This is a genomic window from Burkholderia sp. WSM2232, from assembly GCF_000472545.1.
GTDB lineage: Bacteria > Pseudomonadota > Gammaproteobacteria > Burkholderiales > Burkholderiaceae > Paraburkholderia.
The window spans coordinates 380,632-407,429 of the sequence record NZ_KI421432.1; the positions used below are offsets into that span (position 1 = coordinate 380,632).

The 26,798-nt window shown below is 63.5% G+C and carries 20 protein-coding genes and 1 tRNA gene; 9 read left to right on the plus strand and 12 right to left on the minus strand.

Annotated features, from left to right (window positions below; all coding sequences use genetic code 11):
• The first annotated feature begins 288 nt into the window (after positions 1–288).
• Together F757_RS0131525 and tehA are read left to right on the plus strand one after the other, a co-directional pair.
• Positions 289–2,937 (plus strand): PAS domain-containing hybrid sensor histidine kinase/response regulator, encoded by a 2,649-nt coding sequence (locus F757_RS0131525; protein WP_027214825.1) that lies wholly within the window; start codon positions 289–291, stop codon positions 2,935–2,937.
• 261 nt (positions 2,938–3,198) lie between these two features.
• On the plus strand, positions 3,199–4,236 hold the full coding sequence (tehA, locus tag F757_RS0131530) for a dicarboxylate transporter/tellurite-resistance protein TehA (RefSeq protein WP_035467750.1): 1,038 nt from the start codon (positions 3,199–3,201) through the stop codon (positions 4,234–4,236).
• An 88-nt stretch (positions 4,237–4,324) separates the two neighbouring features.
• Here the strand turns inward: tehA and F757_RS0131535 are convergent, their stop codons facing one another.
• The 3 genes from F757_RS0131535 to F757_RS0131550 all read right to left on the minus strand — a co-directional run bounded on the left by F757_RS0131535 (position 4,325) and on the right by F757_RS0131550 (position 6,170).
• Positions 4,325–5,059 (minus strand): ABC transporter substrate-binding protein, encoded by a 735-nt coding sequence (locus F757_RS0131535; RefSeq protein ID WP_027214827.1) that lies wholly within the window; start codon positions 5,057–5,059, stop codon positions 4,325–4,327.
• 397 nt (positions 5,060–5,456) lie between these two features.
• Positions 5,457–5,532, minus strand: a tRNA-Lys gene (locus F757_RS0131545).
• Between the two features lie 74 nt (positions 5,533–5,606).
• Positions 5,607–6,170, minus strand: coding sequence for an Hsp20/alpha crystallin family protein (locus F757_RS0131550; protein WP_027214828.1), 564 nt, complete (start codon positions 6,168–6,170; stop codon positions 5,607–5,609).
• A 406-nt stretch (positions 6,171–6,576) separates the two neighbouring features.
• On the opposite strand from F757_RS0131550, the gene F757_RS0131555 reads away from it, so the two are divergent.
• The 3 genes from F757_RS0131555 to F757_RS0131565 all read left to right on the plus strand — a co-directional run bounded on the left by F757_RS0131555 (position 6,577) and on the right by F757_RS0131565 (position 8,985).
• Entirely contained in the window at positions 6,577–6,894 is a 318-nt protein-coding gene (locus tag F757_RS0131555) for a co-chaperone GroES (protein WP_027214829.1), read from the plus strand.
• 32 nt (positions 6,895–6,926) lie between these two features.
• Positions 6,927–8,549 carry a chaperonin GroEL gene (groL, locus tag F757_RS0131560; protein ID WP_027214830.1) on the plus strand — a complete coding sequence of 541 codons (1,623 nt, stop codon included), beginning with the start codon at positions 6,927–6,929 and terminating at the stop codon, positions 8,547–8,549.
• A 175-nt stretch (positions 8,550–8,724) separates the two neighbouring features.
• Positions 8,725–8,985 (plus strand): hypothetical protein, encoded by a 261-nt coding sequence (locus F757_RS0131565; RefSeq protein WP_027214831.1) that lies wholly within the window; start codon positions 8,725–8,727, stop codon positions 8,983–8,985.
• Between the two features lie 77 nt (positions 8,986–9,062).
• Here F757_RS0131565 and F757_RS0131570 read toward each other — a convergent pair whose 3' ends face one another.
• Together F757_RS0131570 and F757_RS0131575 are read right to left on the minus strand one after the other, a co-directional pair.
• Positions 9,063–10,256: a GGDEF domain-containing protein gene (locus F757_RS0131570; protein ID WP_027214832.1), complete on the minus strand. Its 1,194-nt coding sequence runs from the start codon at positions 10,254–10,256 to the stop codon at positions 9,063–9,065.
• Positions 10,257–10,460: 204 nt separating this feature from the next.
• Positions 10,461–11,495, minus strand: coding sequence for a transporter (locus tag F757_RS0131575; RefSeq protein WP_027214833.1), 1,035 nt, complete (start codon positions 11,493–11,495; stop codon positions 10,461–10,463).
• Between the two features lie 362 nt (positions 11,496–11,857).
• On the opposite strand from F757_RS0131575, the gene F757_RS0131580 reads away from it, so the two are divergent.
• Positions 11,858–13,612 (plus strand): methyl-accepting chemotaxis protein, encoded by a 1,755-nt coding sequence (locus F757_RS0131580; protein ID WP_027214834.1) that lies wholly within the window; start codon positions 11,858–11,860, stop codon positions 13,610–13,612.
• A gap of 96 nt (positions 13,613–13,708) precedes the next feature.
• Here the strand turns inward: F757_RS0131580 and F757_RS0131585 are convergent, their stop codons facing one another.
• On the minus strand, positions 13,709–14,671 hold the full coding sequence (locus F757_RS0131585; RefSeq protein WP_027214835.1) for a substrate-binding domain-containing protein: 963 nt from the start codon (positions 14,669–14,671) through the stop codon (positions 13,709–13,711).
• A 94-nt stretch (positions 14,672–14,765) separates the two neighbouring features.
• Positions 14,766–16,106, minus strand: a complete 1,341-nt coding sequence (locus tag F757_RS0131590; protein WP_027214836.1) for a leucine-rich repeat-containing protein kinase family protein — start codon at positions 16,104–16,106, stop codon at positions 14,766–14,768.
• A 294-nt stretch (positions 16,107–16,400) separates the two neighbouring features.
• Here F757_RS0131590 and F757_RS0131595 point away from each other — a divergent pair, with 294 nt between their 5' ends.
• Entirely contained in the window at positions 16,401–17,006 is a 606-nt protein-coding gene (locus tag F757_RS0131595) for a methylated-DNA--[protein]-cysteine S-methyltransferase (protein WP_027214837.1), read from the plus strand.
• A gap of 30 nt (positions 17,007–17,036) precedes the next feature.
• Here the strand turns inward: F757_RS0131595 and F757_RS0131600 are convergent, their stop codons facing one another.
• Entirely contained in the window at positions 17,037–18,620 is a 1,584-nt protein-coding gene (locus F757_RS0131600) for an alpha/beta hydrolase family protein (RefSeq protein ID WP_027214838.1), read from the minus strand.
• A gap of 212 nt (positions 18,621–18,832) precedes the next feature.
• The gene (locus tag F757_RS0131605; RefSeq protein ID WP_027214839.1) at positions 18,833–20,464 is read right to left on the minus strand and encodes a methyl-accepting chemotaxis protein; all 1,632 of its coding nucleotides are present in this window, start codon (positions 20,462–20,464) and stop codon (positions 18,833–18,835) included.
• Between the two features lie 553 nt (positions 20,465–21,017).
• Between F757_RS0131605 and F757_RS0131610 the strand changes: the two genes are divergently transcribed.
• Entirely contained in the window at positions 21,018–22,526 is a 1,509-nt protein-coding gene (locus tag F757_RS0131610; protein WP_027214840.1) for an MFS transporter, read from the plus strand.
• Between the two features lie 92 nt (positions 22,527–22,618).
• On the opposite strand, the gene gudD is transcribed toward F757_RS0131610, so the two are convergent.
• Together gudD and F757_RS0131620 are read right to left on the minus strand one after the other, a co-directional pair.
• Positions 22,619–23,968 carry a glucarate dehydratase gene (gene gudD, locus F757_RS0131615; RefSeq protein ID WP_027214841.1) on the minus strand — a complete coding sequence of 450 codons (1,350 nt, stop codon included), beginning with the start codon at positions 23,966–23,968 and terminating at the stop codon, positions 22,619–22,621.
• A gap of 45 nt (positions 23,969–24,013) precedes the next feature.
• A complete protein-coding gene (locus tag F757_RS0131620; RefSeq protein WP_027214842.1) occupies positions 24,014–25,345 on the minus strand; it encodes an MFS transporter in 1,332 nt (443 codons plus the stop codon).
• Positions 25,346–25,733: 388 nt separating this feature from the next.
• Here F757_RS0131620 and F757_RS0131625 point away from each other — a divergent pair, with 388 nt between their 5' ends.
• Positions 25,734–26,444 (plus strand): FadR/GntR family transcriptional regulator, encoded by a 711-nt coding sequence (locus tag F757_RS0131625; protein WP_027214843.1) that lies wholly within the window; start codon positions 25,734–25,736, stop codon positions 26,442–26,444.
• A gap of 35 nt (positions 26,445–26,479) precedes the next feature.
• Here F757_RS0131625 and F757_RS0131630 read toward each other — a convergent pair whose 3' ends face one another.
• Positions 26,480–26,797: an AtuA-related protein gene (locus tag F757_RS0131630; RefSeq protein WP_027214844.1), complete on the minus strand. Its 318-nt coding sequence runs from the start codon at positions 26,795–26,797 to the stop codon at positions 26,480–26,482.
• Position 26,798: the final 1 nt, after the last annotated feature.

The window sequence follows — 26,798 nt, forward strand, 5'->3', positions numbered from 1 at the left end:
GGTCCAACCGTGCGCACGCCCGTATTATTGCAGCCGGTTTCGGGCGCACAATGAGCAGAAGGAAGTGGCATATCGACGTATTGCGCCTAAAGGTCTGCGGATTTGGCCAGGACGTAAGCGGCGAAGCGCCGCAAGGGGGAGCTCACTCATGGTTTCCCCTATAGCAGCGAGGCGGCGCGCACACGACCATTGGCGCTAGCCCTGCTTCGGCAGCGCAGTGCCTCAATCTCACTCGCGATCTGAACAGACGTCCTATCGAAGCGGTAAAACAGTGCGATTGACAACGCAATGAGCAACAACGAAATTGCCGATCAGGTTCCGGCTCTCGTGTGGACCGCTGAAGCGCGCGGAATTGTCACGTATGCCAACATTGCGTGCCGCAAGTACCTCGGCAATCCTTTCGCGCCGAACACCACGATCCATTGGGACCAGTTTGTTCTGGAACACGATGTCAGGAAAGTGCTCGACGCATGGCGCAGCGCGCTGACAGCAGGCGAAAGCGCGAAGGTGAATGCGCGCCTGAAGCGTTTCGACGGCCGCCACCGCTGGCACAAACTGCGTATCCAGCCGATTTTTGACGACGCGCGCACGGTCTGCGGCGCGTGCGGCATTGCGATGGACATCGACGACTTCGTGCAGGCCGGCGAAGCCTACGAAGTCGGCGAACGACGTCTGCGCTTCGCACTCGACGCAGCGCGCGTCGGTGCGTGGGAATGGGACATGGGCAGCCGCACCGCGCGCATCAGCGCACAGCTCGCGCAAATCTACGGGCTCGAACGGCAGGAAGCGGAAGTACCGTTGCAATGGCTCTTCGACCGGATTCCCGAAAGCTATCGCGCGTGGTTCGCGCGCGAGTTGACCGGCCGCCTGCACCAGTGCGTGCCGTTCGAGCTCGACTTTCCGATCGAACTCGAGGACGGGCGACGTTTGTGGCTGCGCACGCGCGGCGAAACGGATTGCGGTGCGGGCACGGCAATCGAACGTGTATTCGGCGTCACGTACGACATTACCGAACAGCACGACGCGCAGACCGAACGCGAGCGCAGCGAACAGCGCTATCGCGCGCTTGTCGAAGCGAGTTCGGAACTGACGTGGATAGCGGACGCGGCGGGTCACACCAAACAACTTGGCAACTGGCAGGCGTTCGCTCCCGAAGAGGGCCTGAGCGCGCGGTGCGGATGGCTCGAGCTGGTTCATCCCGACGACCAGGAATGCGCGCGCGACACGTGGTCGGCTATCGTCAAATCGGAAATGCCGGGCTCGATGACTTTCCGGCTGCGCCGGCGCGACGGCAGTTGGCGCACCATGTCCGCGCGTGCCGCGCCCTTGCGCGACGACGACGGCACGCTGCGCGAATGGTTCTGCATGGCAACGGATGTGACCGACGAGCGCGCCGCCGCCGCGGCGCTCGAAGAGCGCAATCTGCGCCTGCAAGTGGCCATGCGCGCGGCGAAAATGACCATCGGCTATCTGGCGCTCGATTCATGGACAGTCTGCTGGGATAGCGTCGACGCGGCGCCCGGCGTGCTGACTGGACCGACAGGACTGTCGTACGACGCGGCGCTGCAGCGCATCCATACCGACGACCGCGCCGCCGTGGACGCCGCGATGCGACGCGTCGCGCTAACCGGGGAATTCGACAAGCCGCTCGAATTCCGCATCATGATGCGCGGCCACGAAAACTGGCTGCAAAGCCAGGCTGTGCTGCAGCGTGATGCGGACGGCAACCCGTGGCGCGTGATCGCGAGCGCGGTGGATATCACGCAGCGCAAGACGCTCGAACTCGCATTGCGCGAAACCGACCGCCGCAAGGACGAATTCCTCGCGATGCTCGCGCATGAACTGCGCAATCCGCTCGCGCCGATGCGCAACGCCATTGCGCTGCTGCGCCGCGAGAAAGAAGCGGGCATGAAGTCGTGCGAACTTGTCGGCATGCTGAGCCGGCAGGTCGATCATATGGCGCAACTCGTCGACGATCTGCTCGAAGTGTCGCGCATCACACACGGGCGCATCGTGCTTCGACGCGAGCCAGTGCTGCTTGGCACCGCCGTGTATGGCGCGCTGGAAACGGTCTCGTCGATGGCGGCCTCGCGCAGCCAGCATCTCACGGTAACGCTGCCGCCCGCGCCCGTCTGGCTGCATGCAGACCCGCTGCGACTTTCGCAGATTCTCGTCAACGTCCTGAACAACGCGTGCAAGTACACGGACCCTGGCGGCAGCGTGTGCGTCACCGCGCTTGCCGACGAGCGCTTCGCTACCGTCACCATCGAAGACAACGGCAGCGGCATTTCATCCGATCTGCTGCCGCACATCTTCGATCTGTTCGCGCAAGGCGAGCGCACGCTCGATCGGGCGCATGGCGGTCTCGGCATCGGTTTGTCGCTGGTGAAGAAGCTGGTGGAACTGCACGGCGGCGGCATCGACATTGCGAGCCCAGGACCGGGCCGCGGCGCTACGGTGTCGATCAGGCTGCCGCTCTCGCACGCGCCGGAAGCGTCAGCATCGTTGCACGAAGAACCCTCGGCGCGGGGAGCCTCGCATGCAGAGCGCGCTTTGCTGCACGTGCTGATCGTCGACGACAACAAGGACGCCGCCGACTCGCTCGCGCTGCTTTGCGAGAGTGAGGGTTATCACGTGGATGTCGCGTATGGCGCGCAGGAGGCACTGGCCAAAGCACAAGCCGAGCCTGTGGATGCCGCGCTGCTCGACATCGGCCTGCCGGAAACCGACGGCTACGAACTTGCACGGCTGATTCGCCAGAGGGGCGAAACGCGGCCCGTGCTGATCGCGGTGACGGGTTACGGCCAGGCCGACGATCATCTGCGTGTGCAAGCCGCAGGGTTCGATCATCACCTCGTCAAGCCGGTCGATATCGACTATCTGATGTCGCTGCTGGCGGAACTGTCGCCCGCGGCCGCCTCACCGCATGCGGAGTGAAGCCGGGCGTTCGGTCCGCCGGTAAAGGAAACCGTTGTGGGGCGCGGCATCCGCGGCCGTGAGTTTCGCTGCAGATTGCGGTGCTGCTTACCGGCACTGCCTGCTGGCATGACCGATTCTCCTCTTTCTACAGATTGAGACGATTGCGCGATTTGTTGAGCGTGCCTCGCGTTCAGCGTTTGCGGCGCGAGTTTTACAGTACGTCATCGACTGCGCGCTCCGGAAATCCTGGAGCGCGACGCAACGCTCGGAGGTTCGGTGATGAACAAAACTCGTGGCGCGATTCCGGCCTCGTTCTTCGGCATCGCAGTGGGCGCACTGGCGCTTGCCAATTTGTGGCGTGTGGCGATCCGGTTATGGCAGTTGCCTGTTGCCATTGGAACGGGGATGACAGTAGCAGCTTTGGCGGTATGGCTCGCGGTTCTGGTCGGCTATGCACAGAAGTGGCGTACGCATGCCGCAGACGCCCGCGCCGAACTCCAGCACCCGGTTCAGTCGTCGTTCGTGGCACTGGGCCCCGTGTCGAGCATGCTGGCTGCGCAACTGTTGCAGCCGCATGCGCATGGTTTTGCACTCGCGTTGTTCGGCATTGCCGCGTTGACGCAGCTCGTGCTCGGCGCGTATCTGCATGGGCGGCTCTGGCAAGGCGGACGCAAGCCCGAACTCGTCACGCCCGCCATCTACCTGCCGACCGTTGCGCCGAGCTTCGTGGCCGGCGCGACCTCCGCGGCTTTCGGCTTTCACCAGTTGGGCAGCCTGTTCTTCGGCGCGGGCGTGCTGTTCTGGCTCGCTATCGAGTCGCTCGTACTGCATCGCGCCGCCGTACATGAACCGCTGCCCGAGGCATTACGGCCGACGCTCGGCATTCAACTGGCGCCGCCAGTGGTGGGCGGTGTGGCCTATGTCGCACTGACGAGCGGGACGCCTGACATGTTCGCGCTGATGCTGCTCGGCTACGGTCTCTATCAGGCATTGCTGCTGTTGCGCCTGTTGCCGTGGATTCGCCAACAGCCCTTCGTGCCTGGATACTGGGCTTTCAGCTTCGGCGTGGCCGCATTACCGACCATGGCGCTGCGTATGGTGGAGCGAGGCGCGGGCGGTGTCGTGGCATCGGCCGCGCCAGTTCTGTTCGTCCTCGCCAATGTGATTATCGCGATCCTCGCGGTCAAGACCTTGGACTTGCTGGTGCGGGGCAAACTGATTCCGCCACCCGCCGCGCCTCTTGCTGCTTCGCGCACGGCGACACAAGGAGCGGCGGATGCTCGCATCGGACGAACCGGCGAAGCTGCCGGCGTCTAGCTAGCCGCAAGGCCGGGCAGGCTTTGACAGCCCGTTGCCCGGCGCTCGCATGCAGTCAGTGGCCGATAGCCGCCACTCAGGCCGCCACTCAAGCCGCCGGGGCCACCGACGCCCCGGCAATGCCGTGTCTCTTGAGCGAATCGGCGACGAAGCCCGACGCCTTCATTTCTTCGACGAAGCCACGCAGGAAAGCAGCGGCCGCTTCGCCGCGGCTCTTCGGCGTGCCCATCGCCTGTTGAATCACCATGAAGCGCTCATCGAGCAGGCGCAGTCCGGGTTTGGTGCGCGCATCCGCTTCGAGTTGCTGCTTGACTCCCGCTGCGACTTCCAGTCCCTGTTCAAGGAACGTTTGCACGACGGTCGGCGACGTGGGCGCGCGCACGATCTGCGCGGCTTTCAGTTCGCGCGTGAGAAAGAGGTCATAGGCGCTGCCCTTGCCCACCGCCACGCGATTATGCGGCTGGTCGACGTCCGCGTTGGTGCGCACGGGCGAATCGTCGCGCACGAGATAGAAGCCTTCAATCAACACATACGGCGCGGTGAACGCGATGGTCTCGCCGCGCAACGGATCGACGGCGAAAAAGCCGAAGTCCGCGCGCTCCTCGCTCAGCGCCTGCACCGATTTGCCCGCCGCGTCGAACACGACCAATTCGAGCTCGACGCCAAGCTTTCCGGCAAATGCGCGCGCCAGATCGACGGAGACGCCGAACGGCTCGCCCGTTTGCGGGTCTTTGTTCGCGAGAATGGGGTTGCCGAGATTGATCGATGCACGCAGCTTGCCCGTGGGCGCGAACGCGGAGATGAGGGTTTGGTCGATGTTCATGGTGTCTCGTTGGAGCCGCGCGTTACGCGCGGGCGTTGCAGGTCAAGTGAGCGGTTCAGGGTTCGTGAATCGTGCCGATGCGCGACAGCGCGACGAGCGTGTGCAACAGATGCGCTGGCATCGGATCTGGCGCTTCTGCGTTGTGCTTCTGCGTTGTGCTTGTGTTCGAGCAGCTCCAGAAGCCCCCGCAGATGCAGGCAATGCGTGGCATGTTCGATACAGCGCTCGCGGTGCTGCATCGAACGGCAGGACAGCAGGCGGCGCACGCGGCTAATACCGCAAACGCGACAAAGGCAACACAGGCGGCAAACGCGCTCCAGCCTCGTGCATTGTGGCGCGCGGGTGGCGTGCGAACGAAAACGGCATGGCGGCGACGAGCGGAGCCAACTCCTCGTCATGGTAGGCCGTGGCGGATTCGAACCGCCGACCAACGGATTAAAAGTCCGCTGCTCTACCAGCTGAGCTAACGACCCGGCCTCTTCGCGCCCGTTGCCCCGAGCGTCTATCAAACACTAACAAAGCGGTGGCGGCTCCAGTGAAGCTCTCGCTAGCCGATGTCGATTGTCCGGCTAGCGGCCCGAGGTCGCTCCTGCTTCGGTACAGTTAAAGTTAGCACGCCTTTATCGAATTTGGCCAGTGCGCGTTCGGGATCGGCCTCCTCGGGCATCGGGATCGTGCGAACGAAGGTTCCGTATGCACGCTCGAGCCGGTAGCAGCCGTCCTCTTCGCTATGCACGTCCTGCTTTTTCTCGCCGCGCAACACGAGCGCGCCGTCTTCGACGCTCACTGTCAGATCCTCGCGCTCCATTCCCGGCAGTTCGACCGTCACGCGCAGCACCTTGCCTTCGTCAACCACGTCGATACGCGGCTGGAAGCGCGACGAGCTGAAATCGCCGAACCATCGTTCCAGTGCGCCGCGGCCGGCGAAAGGATCGTGAAAGAACTCCTCCACCGCGCGCCACGGGTCGCGCGGAAAAAGCCGTGAAATGTCAGGCCATGCGGCGCGCCACTGCTCGCTCGCCGACGCCTCGCGCGCATTGTCTGCCTCGGGTTTGCGCCCCGAGCCGCGAAGAAACTTGAAAGGATTCCACCTTTTCGGGTCGGTGTTCATCGCATCCTCCTTCTGCCTTGTACGGCACCGCAGGGTCGCCCTTGCCTGACGTGCGCCGTCGGGAAACTGCCCGAATGGCGACTCTCGCGCGGTGACAGCGTACGTTCAAAACGCGCAGCGCGTACAACGCGACTGCTGGGCCGAAAATAAAATAGATCGGCGCCCAACGAACTTCAAGTTCGCTTTTGCATGGGCCGAGGGCCGAACAATCCGGAAGCCGCGGCTGAAAAATTTTGTTACAAACTGGCCCCAAAACAGGCTCTTGAACTCGCCCGACCAAACCCTATTTCGCTTTCCGCCAGCCCACTGGCAACGGCTGCGCCCCGAAGCGGGCGTTCAGGCATCTCGCTGTTCGCGCGCAGCCGGATTCCCTTTTTGGTGATCTGTTATCGCACAGGAGATGGAAATGCACATTCGTCCCCTCTACGACCGGGTTGTCGTCAAGCGAATCGAGCGGCAACGCACGACGGCCTCCGGCATCGTGATTCCGGACTCCGCCGCCGAAAAGCCCGAGCAGGGCGAGGTGATGGCGGTCGGCGACGGGCGCCTTCTGACGGACGGCACCCGGCAACCACTCGAACTCAAGGTCGGCGACCACGTTCTGTTCGGTAAATACGCGGGCCAGACGGTCAAGGTCAATGGCGAGGAACTGCTCGTCATGCGCGAAGAAGACGTGATCGGCGTGTTCGAAGCAGACGCCGCCGAGCAGCGCAAAGCCGCGTGATAACCATTTGAAGACTTCCCCGGAGCAACAAGATGAGTGCGAAAGATGTCAGGTTCCACGACAGCGCCCGCAGCCGGATCGTCAAGGGCGTGAACGTGCTGGCCGATGCCGTGAGGGTGACGCTCGGCCCGAAAGGCCGCAACGTGGTGATCGAGCGCAGCTTCGGCGCGCCGGTCATCACCAAGGACGGCGTGTCGGTCGCGAAAGAGATCGAGCTGAAAGACCGTTTCGAGAACATGGGCGCGCAGGTCGTCAAGCAGGTGGCCTCCAAAACGGCCGACGTGGCGGGCGACGGCACCACCACAGCCACGGTGCTTGCGCAGTCCATCGTGCAGGAAGGCATGAAACACGTCGCCGCGGGCATGAATCCGATGGATCTGAAGCGCGGCATCGACAAGGCGGTCGCGGCCGTGCTGGACGAATTGATGCGGACCTCGAAGCGCATCTCGACCAGCAAGGAGATTGCACAAGTCGCGTCGATCTCGGCGAATGCGGACGAAGCAATCGGCAAGATCATCGCGGACGCAATGGACAAGGTCGGCAACGAAGGCGTGATCACCGTGGAAGACGGCAAGTCGCTCGACAACGAACTCGACGTCGTGGAGGGCATGCAGTTCGACCGCGGCTATCTCAGCCCGTACTTCATCAACAATCCCGACAGGCAGGCCGCGTATCTCGACGATCCGCTGATCCTTCTATACGACAAGAAGATTTCGGCAGTCCGCGATCTGCTACCGATTCTCGAGGCATCCGCAAAGGCGGGCAAGCCGCTCTTCATCATCGCTGAAGATGTGGAGGGCGAAGCGCTTGCAACGCTCGTCGTCAATTCAATGCGCGGCGTGCTCAAGGTGGCCGCCGTGAAGGCGCCCGGTTTTGGCGACCGGCGCAAGGCGATGCTCGAAGACATCGCGGTGCTCACGGGCGCAACCGTCATTTCCGACGAAACCGGCAAGCAACTCGAGAAAGCGACGCTCGAAGACCTCGGCAGCGCCAAGCGCGTGGAAGTGCGCAAGGACGACACGATCATCATCGACGGCGCCGGAGACCAGCAACGCATCGACGCGCGCGTGAAGGCCATTCGCGCGCAGATCGCCGAAACCACCAGCGACTACGACCGCGAAAAGCTGCAGGAACGCGTCGCGAAGCTCGCGGGCGGCGTCGCCGTAATCAAGGTGGGCGCGGCGACGGAAGTCGAGATGAAGGAAAAGAAAGACCGCGTGGACGATGCATTGCACGCGACCCGTGCGGCAGTGGAAGAAGGCATCGTGCCGGGCGGCGGCGTGGCGCTGCTGCGCGCCCGCTCGGCCATCGCTAACCTGAAGGGCGCCAACGCCGACCAGGACGCGGGCATCCGCATCGTCCTGCGCGCGCTTGAAGCGCCGCTGCGCGTGATCGCTTCGAACGCGGGCGACGAGCCCTCGGTCGTCATCGCGAAAGTGCTCGAAGGCAAGGGCAATTTCGGTTACGACGCGTCGACGGGACAGTATGGCGATCTGGTCGAAGCAGGCGTTGTCGATCCGACCAAAGTGACGCGCACGGCGCTGCAGAACGCGGCCTCGGTTGCGGGCCTCATCCTGACGACGGACGCGACCGTCGCGGAAGCGCCGAAGGAAGAAAAGCCCGCCGCCGCGGCAGCGCCGGAAATGGAGTACTAACCAGTACACAAGTAGCAACGGTAATGTAGGTTCGGCTGCCATTGCCGGACTGCCTTCGGCTTCGGCTCCGGTCCGGCACGGCTCCAGTTCGGCTCCGCCATCCTGACGGCTGGCGGAGCCGCTTTTTGCATGATCCGCAGCCGCCTTGCGTGACATGCGACTCGCTTGAATACGTATGGAACTGACGCTCAATATCGACTCGCGTCCATTGACCCTGGAACTCGACGACGTAGTGGCCGGCCTGCTTGCGGTTCGCCTGAACGTGCCCTCCGACGCCGACACGCGCGCCGCGCTATGCCGCTATCTGAGCGATGCGGGCGGGCCGTGGATGCTCGACGACAATCACATGCGCAAGCGCATTCTGCGGCGCCTGATACTCGATATCGCCGATCCCGCTTTGGTGATCCGCTATTTAATGATCGAGCAGCCGCACTGAACAGCCAGGCAGCGCGTGCGCAGCGGCGCGTGCTTGCAAGCCCGCGCCGGGCGAACGTGCGCCCACTGCATGACGCATCAGAGCACCGAGCCCGCCATGCTGCCCGCCGCTTCGCTCTCGCCTTGCCCGGGCGCGAGTTCTATCCGGCATTTGCCGGCCCTCTTCGCGCGATAAAGCATGGCGTCAGCGCCGGCCAGCGCATCGCCCAGGCTTTCTGTACGCAAGCAGTCGTTCAGGCCCGCGCTGAACGCATACGCCGGCTTGTCATGCGGCTGGTCGGGCGGGCGCCGGATAGCGACCAGCATGTTGCCGATGCGCTGCGCCGCGTCCGCCATCGAAGTTTGCGGAAACAGTATCGCGAACTCCTCGCCGCCGAGGCGTCCGAACACGTCGCCGGCACGCATGTGCCTGCGCACTTGCGCGCCGAAATCGGCGAGTACGCGGTCGCCCGCCGCGTGTCCGTGCCGGTCGTTGATTGCTTTGAAATCGTCGATGTCGATAATCGCGACACTCAACTGCACCTGCGTGGCACGCGCCGCGCGCGACAGCGCTTCGCCGCGATCGATGAACGCGCGGCGTACCAACGCACCCGTCAGATCGTCGAATGTGGCCAGTTTTTCGACCTGCTGCATGTGCCGGTCGTTGGCAAGCATCACAAGTCCGATGGACAAAATCGGCAACGAAAGAATGCTGACGCCGAGAAAGGCGAAGTCGGGAGCGATATGCGAGGGCCAGGCAAGCGACGTGTCGGCAAAAAACGTGTTCAGCACCCCGCGCGCGAAATACACCAGCCCGCCGATGAGCGCCGCGCAAAGCACGAGCCAGTGACCGTACTGCGAGCGCCCACGCACTCGCGCACTCCAGATGGTCCACCCCACGGCAACCCGCGAGTAGGCAAGCGCGAACGACATGAGCGCGGCTCTCGCGGTGATATCAGGCGCCACGCACGTCCAGTACAGGAGCGCACAGACCGCGCCCGCCAACGCGGCATGCTCGCCCCGGCGCGCACTGCGCTTGCCGACGAATGCCCGGCAGCCCTGCAACATCAGCAACGCCCCTGCGAGCACGCACACGCACGAGGCCAGCATCACAGCCGCCGACGGGCGCGCGTGCGTGACGAACAGCACTCCCGAAGCAAGCGCGAACAGGCAATGCGCGGCCAGCCAGCGGCGCAGTCCGGCAACCTGGAAGCGCGCAAGGTAGCCCAGCACGGCCGCGCTGGAGAGGCACGAGACAAATACGGTGGCGAGCAGCGCTGCTGAGCTGGACATGGTCTTTGGCGTTATTGTCGGCCTGCCTTCACGGCGTGCGGCCTCTAGTTTTTCATGGCGTCCGCTTGTGTCGCCCGTTAAAAACGGCCCGTTGATACGGTCCGTTTCAACGCCCCTCGTACGGACAAATTCCTCTTCAGGTGTGCCGCTCTGCGACGCCCGGCACGCGCAGGAGAGAGGCGCAAACCTGACCGCCTTGCTGCGCTAGCGCTCCTTCCTGCGTCGGAACGCCCACCATGCCGTCAATCCCGTGAAGCAGGCCACGAGCACCACCATCACCCAGAAGCCGTGATGGTTGTCGGCAAGCGGAATGCCGCCCACATTCATGCCGAAAAAGCCGGCGACGATATTGATTGGCATCGCGAGAACCGTGACCAGCGTCAGCGTGAACAGCGTGCGGTTATTCTGTTCTTCGAGCCGCGAAATGATCTCTTCCTGCAGCAGCCTGACACGTTCGATCAGCCCTGCCATGTCCGACAGTACCACGGAGAACTCTTCCGTCGACTCGCGCAAATCCTGCACGTCCTCCTGCTGAAGCCAGCGCGGCGGTCTGGCGAGCAGGCGGAAAATCGCACCGGGTTCCGGTGCGAGCATGCGCTGCAAGCGCGTCAGCATACGTCGCATCGCACCGAGGTCGAGCCGGTTTTGCGTGGGCCTTTGCGAGAGAAAGCGGTCCTCGATACGATCCACGTCGGCGCTCGTGCGTCGAACGATCTGCACGAGCAGATCCGCCTGGTCGCGCATCAGGTGCACCAGCAGTTCCACTGGCGAGCGAAAGACTTCGCCTTCTTTCACCGACGCGCGCAAGCGGTCAACCGAACGCAGCGGCTTTAGTCGCGCTGTCACGATGATCCGCTGATGCGCGTAGATCCACAGCGTTGCAATCTCGGACGGAGTGAACTCGAGGTTGAACATCACGTCGTTGACGACCGCACGGAGCGCCCCGTCTGCCTGCTCGATGCGCGTGGAGTGCGAGCCCTCGCGCAGCGCGTCGAAAAACGTCTCGGGCAGATCGAGTTGCGCACGCATCCAACGCTCGCTCGCGCTATGCGCGAGATTGAAATGCAGCCATAGAAATTCGTCCGCATGCGCCGTACCGCCGTTCTGGCGCGCGCGCAGCCATTCTAGTGCGTCGTCGGCGGAAATGGGCCGGCCCGGCTGCGTGGGCGAAAAGACAAAGCCGCACACAATGCCGGACGAATCCGAGCCGTAAGTTTGCAGCAGCAATTCAGATTTCATAGGTCTTTCGGGCTGTTTCCGCTTTCTGTTTGTCCCAGCCCGCAATTTACCAGCCGAACATGAAGCCGCGATGGCCGCCACGAAAAAGACACGCGATTGCCATATTGCGCTCGCTCGCGGCTCGCCATGACGTTCTACCATTGAGCAATTGCTTCATAGCAAATATCAATCATCCGCAAACCTTTGCGGGCTCTGTACTCGGGATAACCGCCCTACGACACCCTGCGCACATGCCGTTATTGCGTTTGGCACCGGCGAAAACTGAAATCCGATCGTGTGCTAGCGGCCCCGGAACTCGTCCGGACAGCCGGAGCCTTCAACATAGTTTTCGGCCAGAAAAGTGGCGACTGGAGTGCAAAATCATGAATTTCCATAATCTTTCGGAAAAGACCAAGCTGACGACCGGATTTGGCTCGCTTGCGTTTGTCGTATTGATTGTCTCCGCAATCTCGCTGATGTCGCTCAACGATGCGAACGAGCGTTTCTCCGGCTTTGTCAGCGGCATCAATGCGCGGGCGCAAATGGCCGAGTCGTTGCGCGACGCCGTCAATGCCCGTGCGCTCGCGGTGCGTAACCTGGTGCTCGTTTCTTCGTCCTCTGACATTGAGGTTGAAAAGGCGGCCGTGCTGGACGCGGAGAAGCAGGTGGAAAGCCGCCTGGAAAAATTCAACGCGATGGTGGCCGGGGCGACAGACATCAACGATAACGCACGCACGCTTGCTGGCGAAATATCGCGTATTGAACAGCTTTATCGACCGGTCGCGCTCGAGATCAACAGGCTCGCGCTGAGCGGCCAACGCGATGCCGCCATTGCCGATATCGCCGCGAAATGCCGCCCGCTGCTGACTGCGTTGACCAAGGCGACCAGCGCTTACCTCGACGCCACACACCAGCGCGAGGTGCAGATGGAACAGCAGTCCGCCGAGCAATTCGCACATCAGCGCAATTTACTGATTGCCTTCTGTATCGGCGCTGTTGCGCTTGCAATCGGGGCAGGCATCGTCATCACACGCGGCCTGATGCGTGCGCTTGGCGCCGAGCCGGTGGCGCTCGCGGAAGTCACACGGCGCGTTGCGCAAGGCGATCTGCGCACCGTGCCCGGTGCGAGCAAGGCGCCCGCAGGCAGCGTGCTCGCCTCGATGGGCGAGATGCAGTCGAGCCTTGTACGCCTGATCGGCAATGTCCGCAGCGCGGCCGACAGCATCGCCACAGGCTCCAGCCAGATTGCGTCGGGCAATGTCGACCTTTCGTCGCGTACCGAACAACAGGCGGCTTCGCTGCAGGAAACTGCGTCGAGTATGGAAGAACTGACGGCCACCGTGAAACAGAACGCGGAAAACGCGCAGCAGGCGAGCACGTTGTCGGCCAATGCATCGGAGGTGGCGCTGAAGGGCAATGGCGTGGTCGGTGAAATGGTCGGCACGATGGGCGATATCAGCGCGAACTCCACCCGCATTGCGGAGATCACCGGCATGATCGAAGGCATTGCGTTCCAGACGAATATTCTCGCGCTCAATGCCGCGGTGGAAGCAGCGCGTGCGGGCGAACAGGGACGCGGCTTCGCCGTGGTGGCAAGCGAGGTGCGCAACCTTGCGCAGCGCTCGTCGAGTGCGGCGAAGGAAATCAAGGATCTGATCAGCACCTCCGTCGAAAAGATCCGGGACGGGTCGTCGCTCGCTGACAAAGCCGGTATGACGATGGCCGAGGTCACTCAGGCAGTGGCGCGCGTGACCGACATCATGGGAGAAATTGCGGCGGCCTCGGCGGAACAGAGTCGCGGCATCGAACAGGTGAACCAGGCGATCACGCAGATGGACGAGGTCACGCAGCAGAACGCCGCACTCGTGGAAGAAGCGGCGGCCGCCTCGAAGTCGCTTGAAGACCAGGGCCGGCAGTTGAATCAGTCGGTGTCGTTCTTCCATCTCGATGGTGCAACGGCTGCGGCACAGCACGAATCCGCCGCCGTGCGGTCCGCGCCGCCGCGCGCTGCGAGCGCTTCGGCGAGCAAGCAGTCGGTTGCGAAGCACCGCGCGGCGAAGCCGAGCCTGCGGCCGGCCGCTGCGGCCACGGCAGCCCCTGCAGTCGCAACGGGCACAGATGGCTGGGACACCTTCTAATCTTCTAATGCCTCCGGGCAGACGTGGCTACAGCGTCCTGGCGTGTGCGGCGCCGGCAACCCGGCACTGCATACGCAGGGCGCGCAGCAAAGCGAATCAGCGTTTTACCGCCGTGACCAGTTGCAGCGGCGTCTCTATCGTGCGCGACAACTCGCTCTGCTTTCGCTGCTCGGTCACTGCTTTTAAAGCGACGTCCATGCCGAATACGGCCTGACGTTCGGCGAACTGATTGACCGTGGCGAGCACGTGACCGTCTGCGATCAGCGGCTTGATGGCTTCAATCGCGTTGTAGCCGGTGATCAACACGCCGCCGGTGCGGCCCGCGTCGCGCACGGCGTCGGCCGCACCCATTGCCATGTTGTCGTTTGCACATAGCAAACCACGAATCTGCGGATGCTGGCCAAGCATTCTCGATGCAACGTCGCGGCCCTTGCCATACTCCCAGTCGCCGGGCTCCGTCGCGACCACCTGCAAGCCCGCGGCGTTCATTGCTTCCTTGTAGCCGGCCGTGCGTTGCTGCGCGTTGCGATCCGCCTGGATGCCGCCGATGATGCCCACCTGATCGCCAGACTTGAGCCGCTCGGCCAGATAGTTCGCCACCAGCATCGCGCCCTTGCGGTTATCCGGACCGACGAACGGCACGGAGATTTTCGCGGCGTCCTGCAAGGCGTCGTCCAGCGGATTGTCGATACTGATGACGATGATGCCCGCCTTGATCGCTCGCGCAACCACGGACGTGAGCCCTTTGGAGCCCGATGGTGCAATCACGATTGCGTTCATCTTCGCGCCGATCATCTGTTCGACAATGCGGATCTGTCCGGCCGTATCGGGCTCGGTTGCGGTTCCGCGCACCGTCAACACGAATTGCGACGCGTAATGCTGCTGATAGTTTCTCGCGGCGTTCGCCATCGCCACGGTGAAAGGGTCGCTGAGCGATTTCAGCACGAGCGCGATCTTCGGCATGCCGCCTTCCGGCGTTGCCGCGCCGGCCGCACGCGCAAGCCCGGCCGCAGCCAGTGCCCCGGCGATCATCACGCGGCGGCGCATTCCCTGCGTCATGGTCGTTCTCCTTTCTGATTGCGCCCGCGAACTGCATGAACGCCAGCGGATGAACACTGATCGATGGGCCCGCAGGCGGGTCGCCTGTTCGCCATCAACGGGCCTTCAGCGCGAACAGTTCAGATGCGATCTCTTCGAAGAGAGGCCGGCTGTCGACGTCTTCGCTCAGGCAACGATCCCGCAGGCTCGCGAGTTTCGCAGCGCCGTCTGACTGCGCAAACGCATCGCGCTGATCGCAACGATCCAACAATTCCTCGATCAGGCAGCCATATGCCCTCACTTCGAGGCGCTCCAGCGCGGTGCGCGATGCGCGATCGCGCGTCGAATAGAACGACGCTGCGCCGAAGTCCCCTAACAATACACGTGCCTGGCCGTCGTACAGAATGTTGTGCGCGTACAGGTCGCCGTGCATCACGCCGCGCCGGTGCAAATGACACGCGGCCGATGCAATGCCGTATGCCATATCGACAACGTCGGCGGGTACAAAACGCGCGTTTGCGTCGTAAATGTCGCGTGTGCACGATTCGAAGCTCGGCGGTCCGGCCAGATTGCGGTACTGCGGGTCGATCAGTTCCATCACCAGCCCGTGCGCGTTGGCCGGGTGGTCCTTCACTCTTCCGGCGACGGCGATCAGGTTCGGGTGATCGCCAGAGCGCAGGCAAGCCGCCATTTCGCAGTCGGGCAAACCGTCGCTTGTCACGGCGCCCTTGAACAGCTTGAGCGCGACGGGCCGCGTAGCGCTACCGTTCACACGGAGCTCGGCACGATAGATCACGCCCGAGGCACCCTCGCCCAGCGGCTCGTGCACACGCAAATCGCTCCAGGCAATTCCGGCGAAGGGCGTATCGTGCAGCGCCGCGGCTTCCAGTGTCTCGCCAAATGGGTTGCCCGCAAAAGCGAGCCAGGCGAGCCGCGGCATGCGCAGGAGCCACGCGGGCAATCCATCCAGTCTGTTCGCGGCCAGCCGCAGCAACTCGAGGCGCGAACACGCGGCCAGCTCTGCGGGAAGAAAACGCAGACGATTGCCCGCCAGCATCAACTTCTGCAAATGTCTGCAGTTGCCGATCTCGGGCGGCAGCGCGTCGATCTCGTTGTCCGTGAGAATCAGCCAGCGCAGGCGCGGCGGCAACGCATTTCCCTTCACAGTACGAATGCGATTGGCCTTGAATCCGATCATGCTCAATTGCGGACACTGCCCGAGCACTTGCGGCAAGTCCGTGAACGGATTGTTCGACGCAAAGAAAATGCGCAGCTTGCGTAGTCGCGCGAAGTCGTCGGGCAGCGTCATGAGCGCATTGCCTGAAAGATCGAGCACTTCGAGCGTGTCCGCGAGATCGAGAATCTCGCGTGGAAATTCGCTTAGCCCGCAAGCAAGCTTGAGATGGCGTGTACCTGTCAGTTGCCCCGCTCGCAGTTGTTCAAGTGTCGTTGTCACAGTGATAGGAAGATCTCGTGGGCGCCGCGCATCGTGCTGGAAGCGTCGATTTTACTGAGTCGCGTCGCGCCGCGCTTCTACAGAGTTCGCGACGTCGCGCGATTGCGCGGCGCAGGCTCACCGCACTGCGCACAAATCCTTCATACTTGACGGCGAAACAGACAGCAAGATTCGAAGTGCTTGCGCCCGTCGCAACGTTCACACTGAGATCGTCGCCGCACTCATTTCGCGGCGCTCGCTCGCGCACCGGACTCGCGCCGCGTGACCTCCACTTCAACCAGCAGGAGCAGACAAGTGACTTACGCATACAAGCTGATGGATTCTCCAGTCGGCAAATTGAAGCTGGTCGCCCGCGCCGGGCGCTTGACCGCCATTCTGTGGGAGAACGACAAGCCCAATCGCGTACGATTCGGCGGCGAGTTGCTGCATGCGGATGATCTGCCTGTTCTGTGCGAAGCCGGGCGTCAATTGAACGAATACTTTGCAGGCAAGAGGCAGACGTTCGATCTCGAACTCGACTTTCAGGGCACCGCGTTCCAGCAAAAGGTATGGGCCGCGCTGTTGACCATTCCATTCGGTCAGACGCGCACTTATGCGCAAATCGCCGCACAGATCGGCAATAGCAACGCTGTGCGCGCGGTGGGCGCGGCAAACGGCAGAAACCCGATTTCAATCGTGGCGCCTTGCCACCGCGTGATAGGCGCGTCCGGCGATTTGACGGGCTTTGCCGGCGGGTTGGCGAACAAGATGCTGTTGTTGTCGCTGGAAGCAGGGCAAACGTCGCTCACAGCAGCGGGTGACGTGCAAGCGCAAGTAAGCGCACAAGCCGTCGGAGCCCCTGCAAAACGCGCGCACCGTGCGCCGTCCCCCGGAGTACAGGGTTCGTTGTTCGGCAACTAACGCCTTCGCTGCAGCGCAGCCCGAAATCGCTCAAAAGGTGGCGAAGAAGGCCCGCGCCGCCAGCATGCATGAGCCCGCAACCAACCCGCCATGATATGAACGCAGCACCGCGGATGCGCCGCCGTCGGCTGCGCCTGCTGCTATCGCCTGTCTCGCCACTGCAGCCTTCGCATTCACAAAGCCGCGCTTGATGGGTGCGAATGAATCGTCGCTTCCGCCAACGGGCGAGTCGACATCCAGCACCGCAGTCAATCCCGCCGGCACCCCGGCGTTCAGCCAGTACGCCTGCTCGGCGCGCGCGTTGAAGAAGAACACCATCGGGTCCGAGCCGCCGCCGCACAGCAGAACCGGCGCCTTCGGCACCCAGTTGCGCAAATCGTTGCGCTTGAAAGCCTGGCGTAGCGGATGCATGGGGTTCGCCGCGGGCGCCATACCCGGCGTTGCGTTGGGGAACGCGCCGTCGGGATTTGCCGCGGCGTCTTCGAGAAGTGCGCCGCGATAGCGGTTGCGCACGAGATTGCCCTCGCCGAAGCCGGCTGCGAAAAGCGGGGTCAACACCGCAGGCGTGAGCGACGGCGACGCAGGCGGCGTAACCGGAGCGAATCGCGCAGCGGGCGGTGTGCTGCTGAAAAGATGCGACGGCGGCAACCTGCCTTGCGAGAACATGGAATCGAGCGATTGCAGGCCTGGGAGCAGTTGCTCGATATCCGGCGCATAGGCGGCTTCGAAAAACTCAGCCGGTTTGCGATACAGATTCCCGTAGGCGCGCTGATAACCCGTCACGGCCAATGTCGTAAAGAGCGTCGAGCCGAGATTGACCTGCCCTGCAACGATGGCGTCCGCCGTAGCGGCAAGCGCATACGGACCGGAGCCTGGCGCGGAGGCCGTCACGCTGACGCCTGCCGCCTGCAACGCGCGATGCGTCGCGAGCGCAACGAAACCGCCTTGCGAATAGCCCGTGACGAACAGCTTGCCGTTTTCGCCAATCGCTGCCCGCGAGCCGTCGCCGCTCAACAAGGCGCGCGCCGCCCGCAGCGAGTCGATCATTTCCGAGGACTGCTGGTCGGCGTTCAGATAAGGGTGGTAGGGAAGATTCGAACCGGCATAGCCGGCGTAGTTGCTGGCCGCCACGATGTAGCCGTGCGCGGCGTACATTGCGGCCACGCTCAGGCCCTCGCTCGCGCCGCCGTTCTCCGGGTCGCTACGCGTAACATCCGCGAGATCGTACTTGCTGTAGGTGGTGGTGCCGTGCGCATACAGCATCATCGGACGCGGCCCGCTGCAGGTCGGACCGTCGCCCTGCGGGATCATGAGTGCACCGCTCGCCGTGGCCGCCTCGCCGGCGCCGCCAATGGTCCGGTAGCCGTAATGCACGATCTGCACGCCGCACTCCGGCTTGCCCGCCATTTGCATGAGTTGCTGCCCCGAGGGACTGGCGGCAAGCAGGTTCGACAGCGCCGCTGCGTCAAGCCGCGAGGTCACCCGATGATCCAGCAGTTGGCCACGCTCGCGGCAGGCTTTATCGCATGACGAGTCGGCCTGGGCCGAGGTCGCGATGACCAACGCAACGGATGACAGCAGAACGAGGGTTGCAGCGCGGGCGGGTTTCGGCATGCGGGCTCCGGGTCAAGGGTCGGCGAGTGGGCGGCTCTTTGCCGTGCGCGGCTGAAGATGCGCGCGCCCACTGCTGGAACCGTAGCATAGGCGCGAGATGGATCGCTACGGCGGGCGGCGGCTGGCGTAGCAGGGCGATATTGCTCCCCGCATGGGCCACTCTCCCCCCGGCACCTCCCGCCGCAGCTCAGGTCGCCCTACCGCTTCCCCCGCTACGCCGCCCGCAGCCCGGACACGCCCCAACCATTCTTGCCCGCCCGCCCCACCGCGGCCGCGGCCTCGCGCGTATCCGCCTCCACCTGGAAGGTGTGAATCGACGCCTCCAGCAGCCTCGCCTGCTCGGTCAAGGTCTGCGCGACTGCGGCGGCCTGCTCGACCAGCGCGGCGTTCTGTTGCGTGACGCTGTCCATCTGCGAGACCGCGTCGCCGACCTGGTCGATGCCCGCGCTCTGCTCCGCGGCAGCCGCCGCAATATCGCGCATCACGCCCGACAGCTTTGCAATGGCCTCGCTCGCCGCCTGGATCGTGGTGCCGGTCTTACCGACGAGTTCGACGCCATTCTCCACCCGCCCCGCCGCGCGGCTGATCAGCGCGCGGATCTCTTTCGCCGCCGACGCGCTGCGCTGCGCCAGCGTGCGGACTTCACCGGCTACCACCGCGAAGCCGCGCCCTTCTTCGCCCGCGCGGGCCGCTTCAACGGCCGCGTTCAGCGCGAGTATGTTGGTCTGAAACGCAATGCCTTCGATCACCGCAATGATCTCCACCATCTTGTGCGATTCCGTCGATATCTCCTGCATCGTCGTCACCGCTTCGGCCGCCATCTGCCCGCCATGCATGACGATCTGCTCCGCACTCGCCGTCAGTTGGCTCGCCGTCTGCGCGCTTTCTGAGGTTTGCCGGACCATCGCGGTCATCTGCTCCATGCTGGCTGCGGTCTCTTCCAGAGACGCGGCCTGGCTTTCGGTGCGCGCGGACAGGTCCGTATTGCCCTGGGCAATCTCGCGTGCGCCAGTTGCCACTTTGTCCGCGGCCCCGCTGATCTGCACGATGGTGCCCGCCAGCGCATCGCGCATTTGCCGCATGGTGTGCAGAAGGCTGTAGTCGTCGCCGGAACGCAGCTCTATCGGTATGACGAGGTTGCCCTGGGAGATTTCGCCGGCAACATGCGCCACATAGGCCGGGTCGCCGCCAATGGTGCGTTGAATGCTGCGATTGGTGAACGCAACGAGCGCGGACACCAGCAGCGCGACGGCGCCGACCACCGCGCCGAGCATGTACAGCGAGCGCCTGAATGCGGCGTCGATATCGTCGACATACGCCCCTGTCGCGAGGATCCAGTCCCACGGCGCGTAACGCACGACGTAGCCGATTTTCTCGACCGCGGCGGATGGCGGATTGCCCGGATGCGGGAACACATAGTCGACGAAGCCGCCCTCGGGGGCCTGCGCCACCGTCGCGAAAGTCACGTAATGATGACGGCCATCGGCATCCTCGACGCCCGCGAGATCCTTGCCGTTCGTCGCCGGTTTCATCGCGTGCATGATCATGCGCGGCTTCGAATCGAGCACAAGAAAGTAGCCGTCCTCGCCGTAACGTATGTCGCGCAAACGTTCGAGCGCCTGCTTGCGGGCCTCGGCCTCGCTGAGCGCGCCGCTTGCCGCGAGCGCCGCATACTGCTTGACGATGCTGAGCCCGACATGACCGACGTTCACAAGGTCGTTCTTGCGCTCTTCGATGCGGGTCTCGCGCGACAGCCACGCGGCCGACACCGACACGGCGAGCAGCGCGAGCAGACTGACAACCAGCGGCAACCAGAGCTTCTGCTTGAAATTCAGTCGATGCATGCTCGCGCCCCTGTAAGTCCAGTCAAAGAAAGTCGATAGAGCGCTATGCGAACCGCCGACGGTTCGAGCTCCGCCGTCGCGCCACACGACTACCTGAGCTATCTATCGGCACAGACGCGGGCGCCCTGCGTAGAGACAAACCCTTTCCTGGCATGGTCGCCACTAAAAGCGCGGGATTCCTCGCGTTGGATGACAGCGTGCTGAGGGGGCGCCGCGCATGAAGCGCACCCTTAAGTTCGTGCAGGCGCTGTCGTTTACATGTCATGTGGACCGCCACGCATGCGTTGCCACCCGCAGCGCCCCAGTCACACCTCCTGCGCGCGGATCCGCTGCCCTCCGCGGCCGCTGCTTTGGTCCGGCATAAAACGGCACCGCAATAGTTTCGTCTAAGGGATAACCCGTATAATGCGCAAGTGGTCAGACAACTCCGGCTCGCGCTAGTTGCCACACCGCCGCGCCACCCGGCGCTTCATCCACAATCGCTCTCCTGCCCAGATCCGTGACTTCCCCTGCCGCTGCTACCGCGCTGCCTTTCCGGAACGCCCTCTTCGCGATGCTCGGCATCGGTCTCGTCAACATGCTGGTGGCGCTCGATCAGACGGTCGTCAGTACGGCGCTGCCTTCCATCGTGGCGGAGCTGCACGGCTTCGAGTACTACGCGTGGATCGCGAGCGCTTACCTGCTGGCTTCAGTGGTAACGGTGCCGGTGTTTGGCCGGCTGGGCGATTACTTCGGCCGCAAGCGCTTCGTGATTGCCGCGGTCATCACGTTCACGGTGGCGTCCGTGCTCTGCGGCATCGCCAACGACATGCTGTTTCTGGTGATCGCGCGCGGCTTGCAAGGCGTAGGCGGCGGCATGATGGTGGGTACCGCGTTTGCCTCGATTCCCGATCTGTTTCCCGACCCGCGCGCTCGCGTGCGCTGGCAAGTGGTGATGGCCGCGGCGTACGGCATCGGCACCGCGGCAGGACCATCGCTTGGCGGCTGGATGAGCGAGCATCTCGGCTGGCGCTCCACGTTTCTGATCAATCTGCCGGTCGGTGCCGCGGCGCTCTATTTCATCTGGGTGCATCTGCCGAGTTTTGAGCGTCCGCACGAAGGCGAAGTGAAGATCGACTGGCTCGGCGCGGGACTCGTGGCCGCCGTGCTGGGTGGCCTGCAGGCTTTGATTGAAGCAGTGCCCAAAGACGGCCTGAGCGCCGGCAACATCGCGCTCGCCGTGTGCGTGGTGATCGGCGCCATTGCGTTGTACCGGTGCGAGAAGCGCGCCACGCATCCCATCATTCCGCTCGACCTCTTCAAAGACTCGCAACTCGTCACGCTGTTCACGCTCGGCATGCTGTCGGGCTTTGTCATGTTCTCGCTGATCTTTTTCGCGCCGCTGCTGTTGCAAGGCGGGTTTGGCCTCTCTCCGCAACAGGCGGGGCTGCTCGCCACGCCCATCGCCGCCTGTATCGCGCTTGGCAGCGTGCTCAACACGCGCATTGTGATTCACATGAAAAAGCCGACGCGCATTCTCTCCATCGGCTTCGGGCTGCTGTTGTTCGCGTCCATTGGCATTGCGTTCGCCAATGCCGACACGCCGCATCTATGGATCGAATTGCCGATGGCCGCCGTCGGCATCGGCCTCGGCTTCATCCTCAACAATCTGAATGTGTTCGGCCAGGAGATTGCGGGCCGCGAGCGCTTCGGCATTACTACGGCGCTGCTGCAGTCCACCCGAATGGTGGGCGGCATGTTGGGCACGAGCATCGTGGCGACGGTCGTGCAGCACCATTACCGCGATGTGGTGACGCGAACCATCAGCGTGCTCGGTGAGCCGGCGGCCTCGCAATGGCGACCCCGCTTCGTCGATTTGCGCATTCTGATCGACGAAGCGTCGCGCCAGAAGCTGATCGCGGACATGAAGCCGACCGCGCTCAACACGCTCGCGTTGATCGACACCGCACGCGACGCGCTCGTGCAGTCCATTCACATCGGCGTGTGGCTGACGGCGGTCGCGGCGCTCGTCGCTGCGTTGCTGGTGCAGCGGATTTCGCACGTGGTGTTCCGCCGCGGCTAGCGCGGCCAGTGGCCGGCCGCGCACTTTCGCGGGGCCGCTGTCGAAGTGACTGAACGCGCGCGAGGTTGCAGCCTCTCGCGCACATCAGCACATTAGCGCACGAGGCACGGGCGCTTGTTGTCGAATTTCCAGTTGGGAATCAGGTACTGCATGGCGACGCCGTCGTCGCGTGCGCCAAGGCCGTGCTGCTGATAGAGCGCGTGCGCCTTCTCAATCTCGTCCATATCCAGTTCCACGCCGAGGCCGGGCTTCTGCGGCACCTTCACCTTGCCGCCGACAATCCGCAACGGCTCGCGCGTCAAACGCTGGCCGTCCTGCCAGATCCAGTGAGTGTCGATTGCGGTGATCTTGCCGGGCGCGGCAGCCGCGACGTGGGTGAACATGGCAAGCGAAATGTCGAAGTGATTGTTCGAATGAGAGCCCCACGTGAGCCCCCAGTCATTGCACATCTGCGCGACGCGCACCGAGCCCTGCATGGTCCAGAAGTGCGGATCGGCAAGCGGAATGTCCACGGATTGCAACTGAATCGCGTGGCCCATCTGACGCCAGTCGGTGGCGATCATGTTGGTCGCCGTTGGCAAGCCCGTTGCGCGGCGGAATTCCGCCATGACCTCGCGGCCCGAATAACCGTTTTCGGCGCCACACGGGTCTTCCGCATAGGCGAGCACGTCATGCTTGCCGCGGCACAGGCGCACGGCTTCCGCGAGTGACCATGCGCCGTTCGGGTCCAGTGTCACGCGTGCATTGGGAAAACGTTCGGCGAGCGCAGTCACCGCTTCGATTTCCGCGTCGCCGGACAGCACACCGCCCTTCAGCTTGAAGTCGTTGAAACCGTAGCGGGCCTGCGCGGCTTCGGCGAGGCGAACCACCGCTTGGGGCGTCAGGGCTTCTTCGGTGCGCACGCGGTCCCAGTCGTCGCGTCCGTCGGCGCCGCTCGCGTACGGCAAGTCCGTCTTGTTGCGGTCGCCGATATAGAACAGGTAACCGAGCATCTCCACTTCGTCGCGTTGCTGGCCCTCGCCAAGCAGTGCCGCGACGGGCACGCCGAGATGCTGGCCAAGCAGATCAAGTAACGCCGCTTCGAGCGCGGTTACCGCGTGAATCGTGGTGCGCAGGTCGAACGTCTGCAGGCCTCGGCCGCCGGCATCGCGGTCCGCGAACTGCGTGCGCACTTTGTTCAGGATAGCTTGCAAGTTGCCGATAGACTGGCCGACAACGAACGGACGCGCGTCGTCGATCGTCTTGCGGATATTCTCGCCGCCCGGCACTTCGCCAACGCCGATGTGCCCCGCGCTATCGCGCAGAATCACAACATTGCGTGTGAAGAACGGACCGTGCGCGCCGCTCAGATTCAACAACATGCTGTCGCGGCCCGCAACGGGCACGACGCGCAGTTCGGTGACGGTGGGCGTATCGTTCGGATTGGAAGGTTTCGTGGACATGTGAACTGGACGAGGAGAGTGAGTGGGCCTGACGATGACAAGCGCTCAGTGTGCGCCGCCTTGCAGCGGATCGCGCAGTGCGTTGCGGTCGCCGCGTCGATTGCGTGCGAGAAAAGCCGCCGCCGCAGCGATCAACGAGGCGACGCCGAGGCCATAAAGACCGCCGGTGATCGAACCGGTGTGCTGCTGCAAATAGCCGAACGTGGCGGGCGCAAAGAAGCCGCCCAGATTGCCGATGGAGTTGATCAGCGCAATCACCGCTGCAGCGACGCGTGCATCCAGATAGCCTTGCGGGATCGGCCAGAACAGCGACGCCGCCGCCTTGAAGCCGATCGCCGAAAAGCAGATGGCGACGAACGACAGAACCGGATTGCCCGACGTCGATGCAAAGAGACCGCAGGCCGCAATCACCAGCGCGACCGCCAGCCACGCCTGCTGGAAACGCCATCTGGCCGAGAGCAACGCGAAACAGTACATTGCGACCATGGCGATAAGCCAGGGAATCGCGTTGAGCATACCGACTTCGAAATCGGAAAGCCCGCCGATCTTGCGGATGATGGTCGGCAGCCAGAACGTGGCCGCGTAAATCGTCAACTGGATCGCGAAGTACAGGCAGCAGAACAGCACGATCTGCGGGTCCTTCAGCAGCTTGATGGCCGGCAGGTGGGCGCCGCCATGCGCGACGCGCTCGGCCTGTTCGGCGGCAATCGTGTCTTCCAGTACGCGTTGCTCGTTAGCCGTGAGCCACGATGCGTCGCTAATGCGCGACTTGAGGAAGATCCAGCTCACCGCGCACAGCACGACCGAAAAGCCGCCTTCGATCAGGAACATCCATTGCCAGCCGTGCAGGCCGAGTCCGCGAATGGACAGCAGGCTGCCGGTAATCGGGCCGGATACGACCGAGGCGATGGCCGAACCCGACAGGAAAATCGCCACCGCCTTGCCGCGCTCCTTTTGCGGCAGCCACTGCGTGAAATAGAACACCACGCCCGGAAAGAAGCCGGCTTCGGCCACGCCGAGCAGAAACCGCAGCACATAGAACGAGGTCTCGTTCGACACGAACGCCATGGCCGCGGCGACCACGCCCCACGTGCCCATGATCCGCGTAAGCCACGCGCGCGCGCCGTACTTCTGCATCAATACGTTGGACGGCACTTCGAACAGCGCATAGCCGATGAAGAACAGGCCGCTGCCGAGACCATACGCGGCGGCGCCGATGCCGAGGTCGGCTTTCATGTGAGCGTTGACGAAGCCGATGTTCACGCGGTCGATATAGTTCGCAATGAACATGATGAGGAAAAGCGGCAACACATGCCGCTTGACCTTGGAAACGGCGGACGCCAATGGGTCCATTGCCGTGGTGAGGGCAGAGTTCATGAAGTCTCCAATGTCGGCCGGGCGGCGGGAATGTATGACGTCTGGTGCGAATGACCGGTATCTACGGCCGTAGCACGAGATACGTTGTCCGATGACAGTCTACAACCACAGCCCAGCAACTTCCAATGTGGTGTTTACCCTGCCGGGCCGGAGGCGTATGGCATGATGGGTCGGCGCTGTCAGGTGCTTGTATTAAGTGCAATCCGCGATCGTGCTTAACGGCCATACTCAGACGTCTGATGTCTGCGAACATCACGCAAGCTTGCATCACTGACAAGTCATGATTTTTGTCGCAGACGCTATGATGGCTGATGTCCAGACGTCACCCTGACGTCGGCCGTGCCCCGCGGGACACGCATTTCCAGCCGATCAGTCAACCAGCCAAGCAATGAGCAGCCTTACTGAGAAAGTGGTGGCCACCCTTTCCGATGACATCCGCCGCGGCGTCCTGCGACCAGGCGACCGCATCCCCACCGAAGTCGCGATGATGAAGCAGCTGTCGGTCAGCCGCTCCGTGGTACGCGAAGCGATCTCCCGCCTGCAGGCCGCCAAAGTGGTGGAAACGCGGCACGGCATCGGCACCTTCGTGCTCGCGCCCGCCGCCGAGAAAGCCATGGAACTGCCCGCCGCCGATCTGTCGAGCATGCTCGACGTGATGGCGATCATCGAATTCCGTATCGACGTGGAAGCGGCGTCGGCCGCGCTCGCCGCCGCGCGGCGCACCGACCAGAGCCTGAAGCAGATGCGCGCGGCGCTGGAGCGCTTCGAGTCCGAACTCGAGCGTGGCAGCACCGACACGCTCGCGCACGACGTCGAGTTTCATTTGCAGATCGCGCGTGCAAGCGGCAACCGTTATTTTTTCGACGTGTTGAGCCAGTTGGGAAGCGGCGTGAGCCCGCGCACGCGTCTTGGCTCCGCCGAAATTGCCAGGCTCGATCAGATCGAAACGCTGCGCCACGTGCTCAACGAACACCAGTTGATCTATCGCGCAATCGAGCGCCAGGATGCCGACGACGCCCGCGCGGCAATGCGCATGCATCTGAGCAACAGCCGTGAACGGCTGCGCCGCGCGCACGAGTCAAGCCTGCCGGGAGCGTAGCCGGATACCAACGAGGCCCGCCGCGGTGTGCCGCTTCAGCCGCGCGGCGGCGCTTCGATCTCGAGCCCCATCAACGCGGAACTTAGCGATTTGCCGTGTGCGTCGAGGGCAAGCGAACGCGTGACGCCCCCGCCGAGCGCATCGCCAAGCACGAAGTTGAACGCCGCAACGGCGGGCAGCTCGTAGCGCACCACGCTGCCGCGCACGACGTCGGCGAGATGCGCCTTGACGCGCTCCGCCGTCAACACCGTGCGTAGATGCTCGTAGTGCCGTGCGTCGTAGCAAACCACCGAGATGTTCAGCGTATTGCCCTTGTCGCCGGTTCGAGAGTGAGCAAGCTCACGTAGTTTCATC

Bases quoted from the DNA above. Each gene is read 5' to 3' on its own strand.
- F757_RS0131525 (WP_027214825.1), top strand. From the start codon at position 289: ATGAGCAACAACGAAATTGCCGATCAGGTTCCGGCTCTCGTGTGGACC.
- tehA (WP_035467750.1), top strand. From the start codon at position 3,199: ATGAACAAAACTCGTGGCGCGATTCCGGCCTCGTTCTTCGGCATCGCA.
- F757_RS0131535 (WP_027214827.1), bottom strand. From the start codon at position 5,059: ATGAACATCGACCAAACCCTCATCTCCGCGTTCGCGCCCACGGGCAAG.
- F757_RS0131550 (WP_027214828.1), bottom strand. From the start codon at position 6,170: ATGAACACCGACCCGAAAAGGTGGAATCCTTTCAAGTTTCTTCGCGGC.
- F757_RS0131555 (WP_027214829.1), top strand. From the start codon at position 6,577: ATGCACATTCGTCCCCTCTACGACCGGGTTGTCGTCAAGCGAATCGAG.
- groL (WP_027214830.1), top strand. From the start codon at position 6,927: ATGAGTGCGAAAGATGTCAGGTTCCACGACAGCGCCCGCAGCCGGATC.
- F757_RS0131565 (WP_027214831.1), top strand. From the start codon at position 8,725: ATGGAACTGACGCTCAATATCGACTCGCGTCCATTGACCCTGGAACTC.
- F757_RS0131570 (WP_027214832.1), bottom strand. From the start codon at position 10,256: ATGTCCAGCTCAGCAGCGCTGCTCGCCACCGTATTTGTCTCGTGCCTC.
- F757_RS0131575 (WP_027214833.1), bottom strand. From the start codon at position 11,495: ATGAAATCTGAATTGCTGCTGCAAACTTACGGCTCGGATTCGTCCGGC.
- F757_RS0131580 (WP_027214834.1), top strand. From the start codon at position 11,858: ATGAATTTCCATAATCTTTCGGAAAAGACCAAGCTGACGACCGGATTT.
- F757_RS0131585 (WP_027214835.1), bottom strand. From the start codon at position 14,671: ATGACGCAGGGAATGCGCCGCCGCGTGATGATCGCCGGGGCACTGGCT.
- F757_RS0131600 (WP_027214838.1), bottom strand. From the start codon at position 18,620: ATGCCGAAACCCGCCCGCGCTGCAACCCTCGTTCTGCTGTCATCCGTT.
- F757_RS0131605 (WP_027214839.1), bottom strand. From the start codon at position 20,464: ATGCATCGACTGAATTTCAAGCAGAAGCTCTGGTTGCCGCTGGTTGTC.
- F757_RS0131610 (WP_027214840.1), top strand. From the start codon at position 21,018: ATGCTCGGCATCGGTCTCGTCAACATGCTGGTGGCGCTCGATCAGACG.
- gudD (WP_027214841.1), bottom strand. From the start codon at position 23,968: ATGTCCACGAAACCTTCCAATCCGAACGATACGCCCACCGTCACCGAA.
- F757_RS0131620 (WP_027214842.1), bottom strand. From the start codon at position 25,345: ATGAACTCTGCCCTCACCACGGCAATGGACCCATTGGCGTCCGCCGTT.
- F757_RS0131625 (WP_027214843.1), top strand. From the start codon at position 25,734: ATGAGCAGCCTTACTGAGAAAGTGGTGGCCACCCTTTCCGATGACATC.
- F757_RS0131630 (WP_027214844.1), bottom strand. From the start codon at position 26,797: ATGAAACTACGTGAGCTTGCTCACTCTCGAACCGGCGACAAGGGCAAT.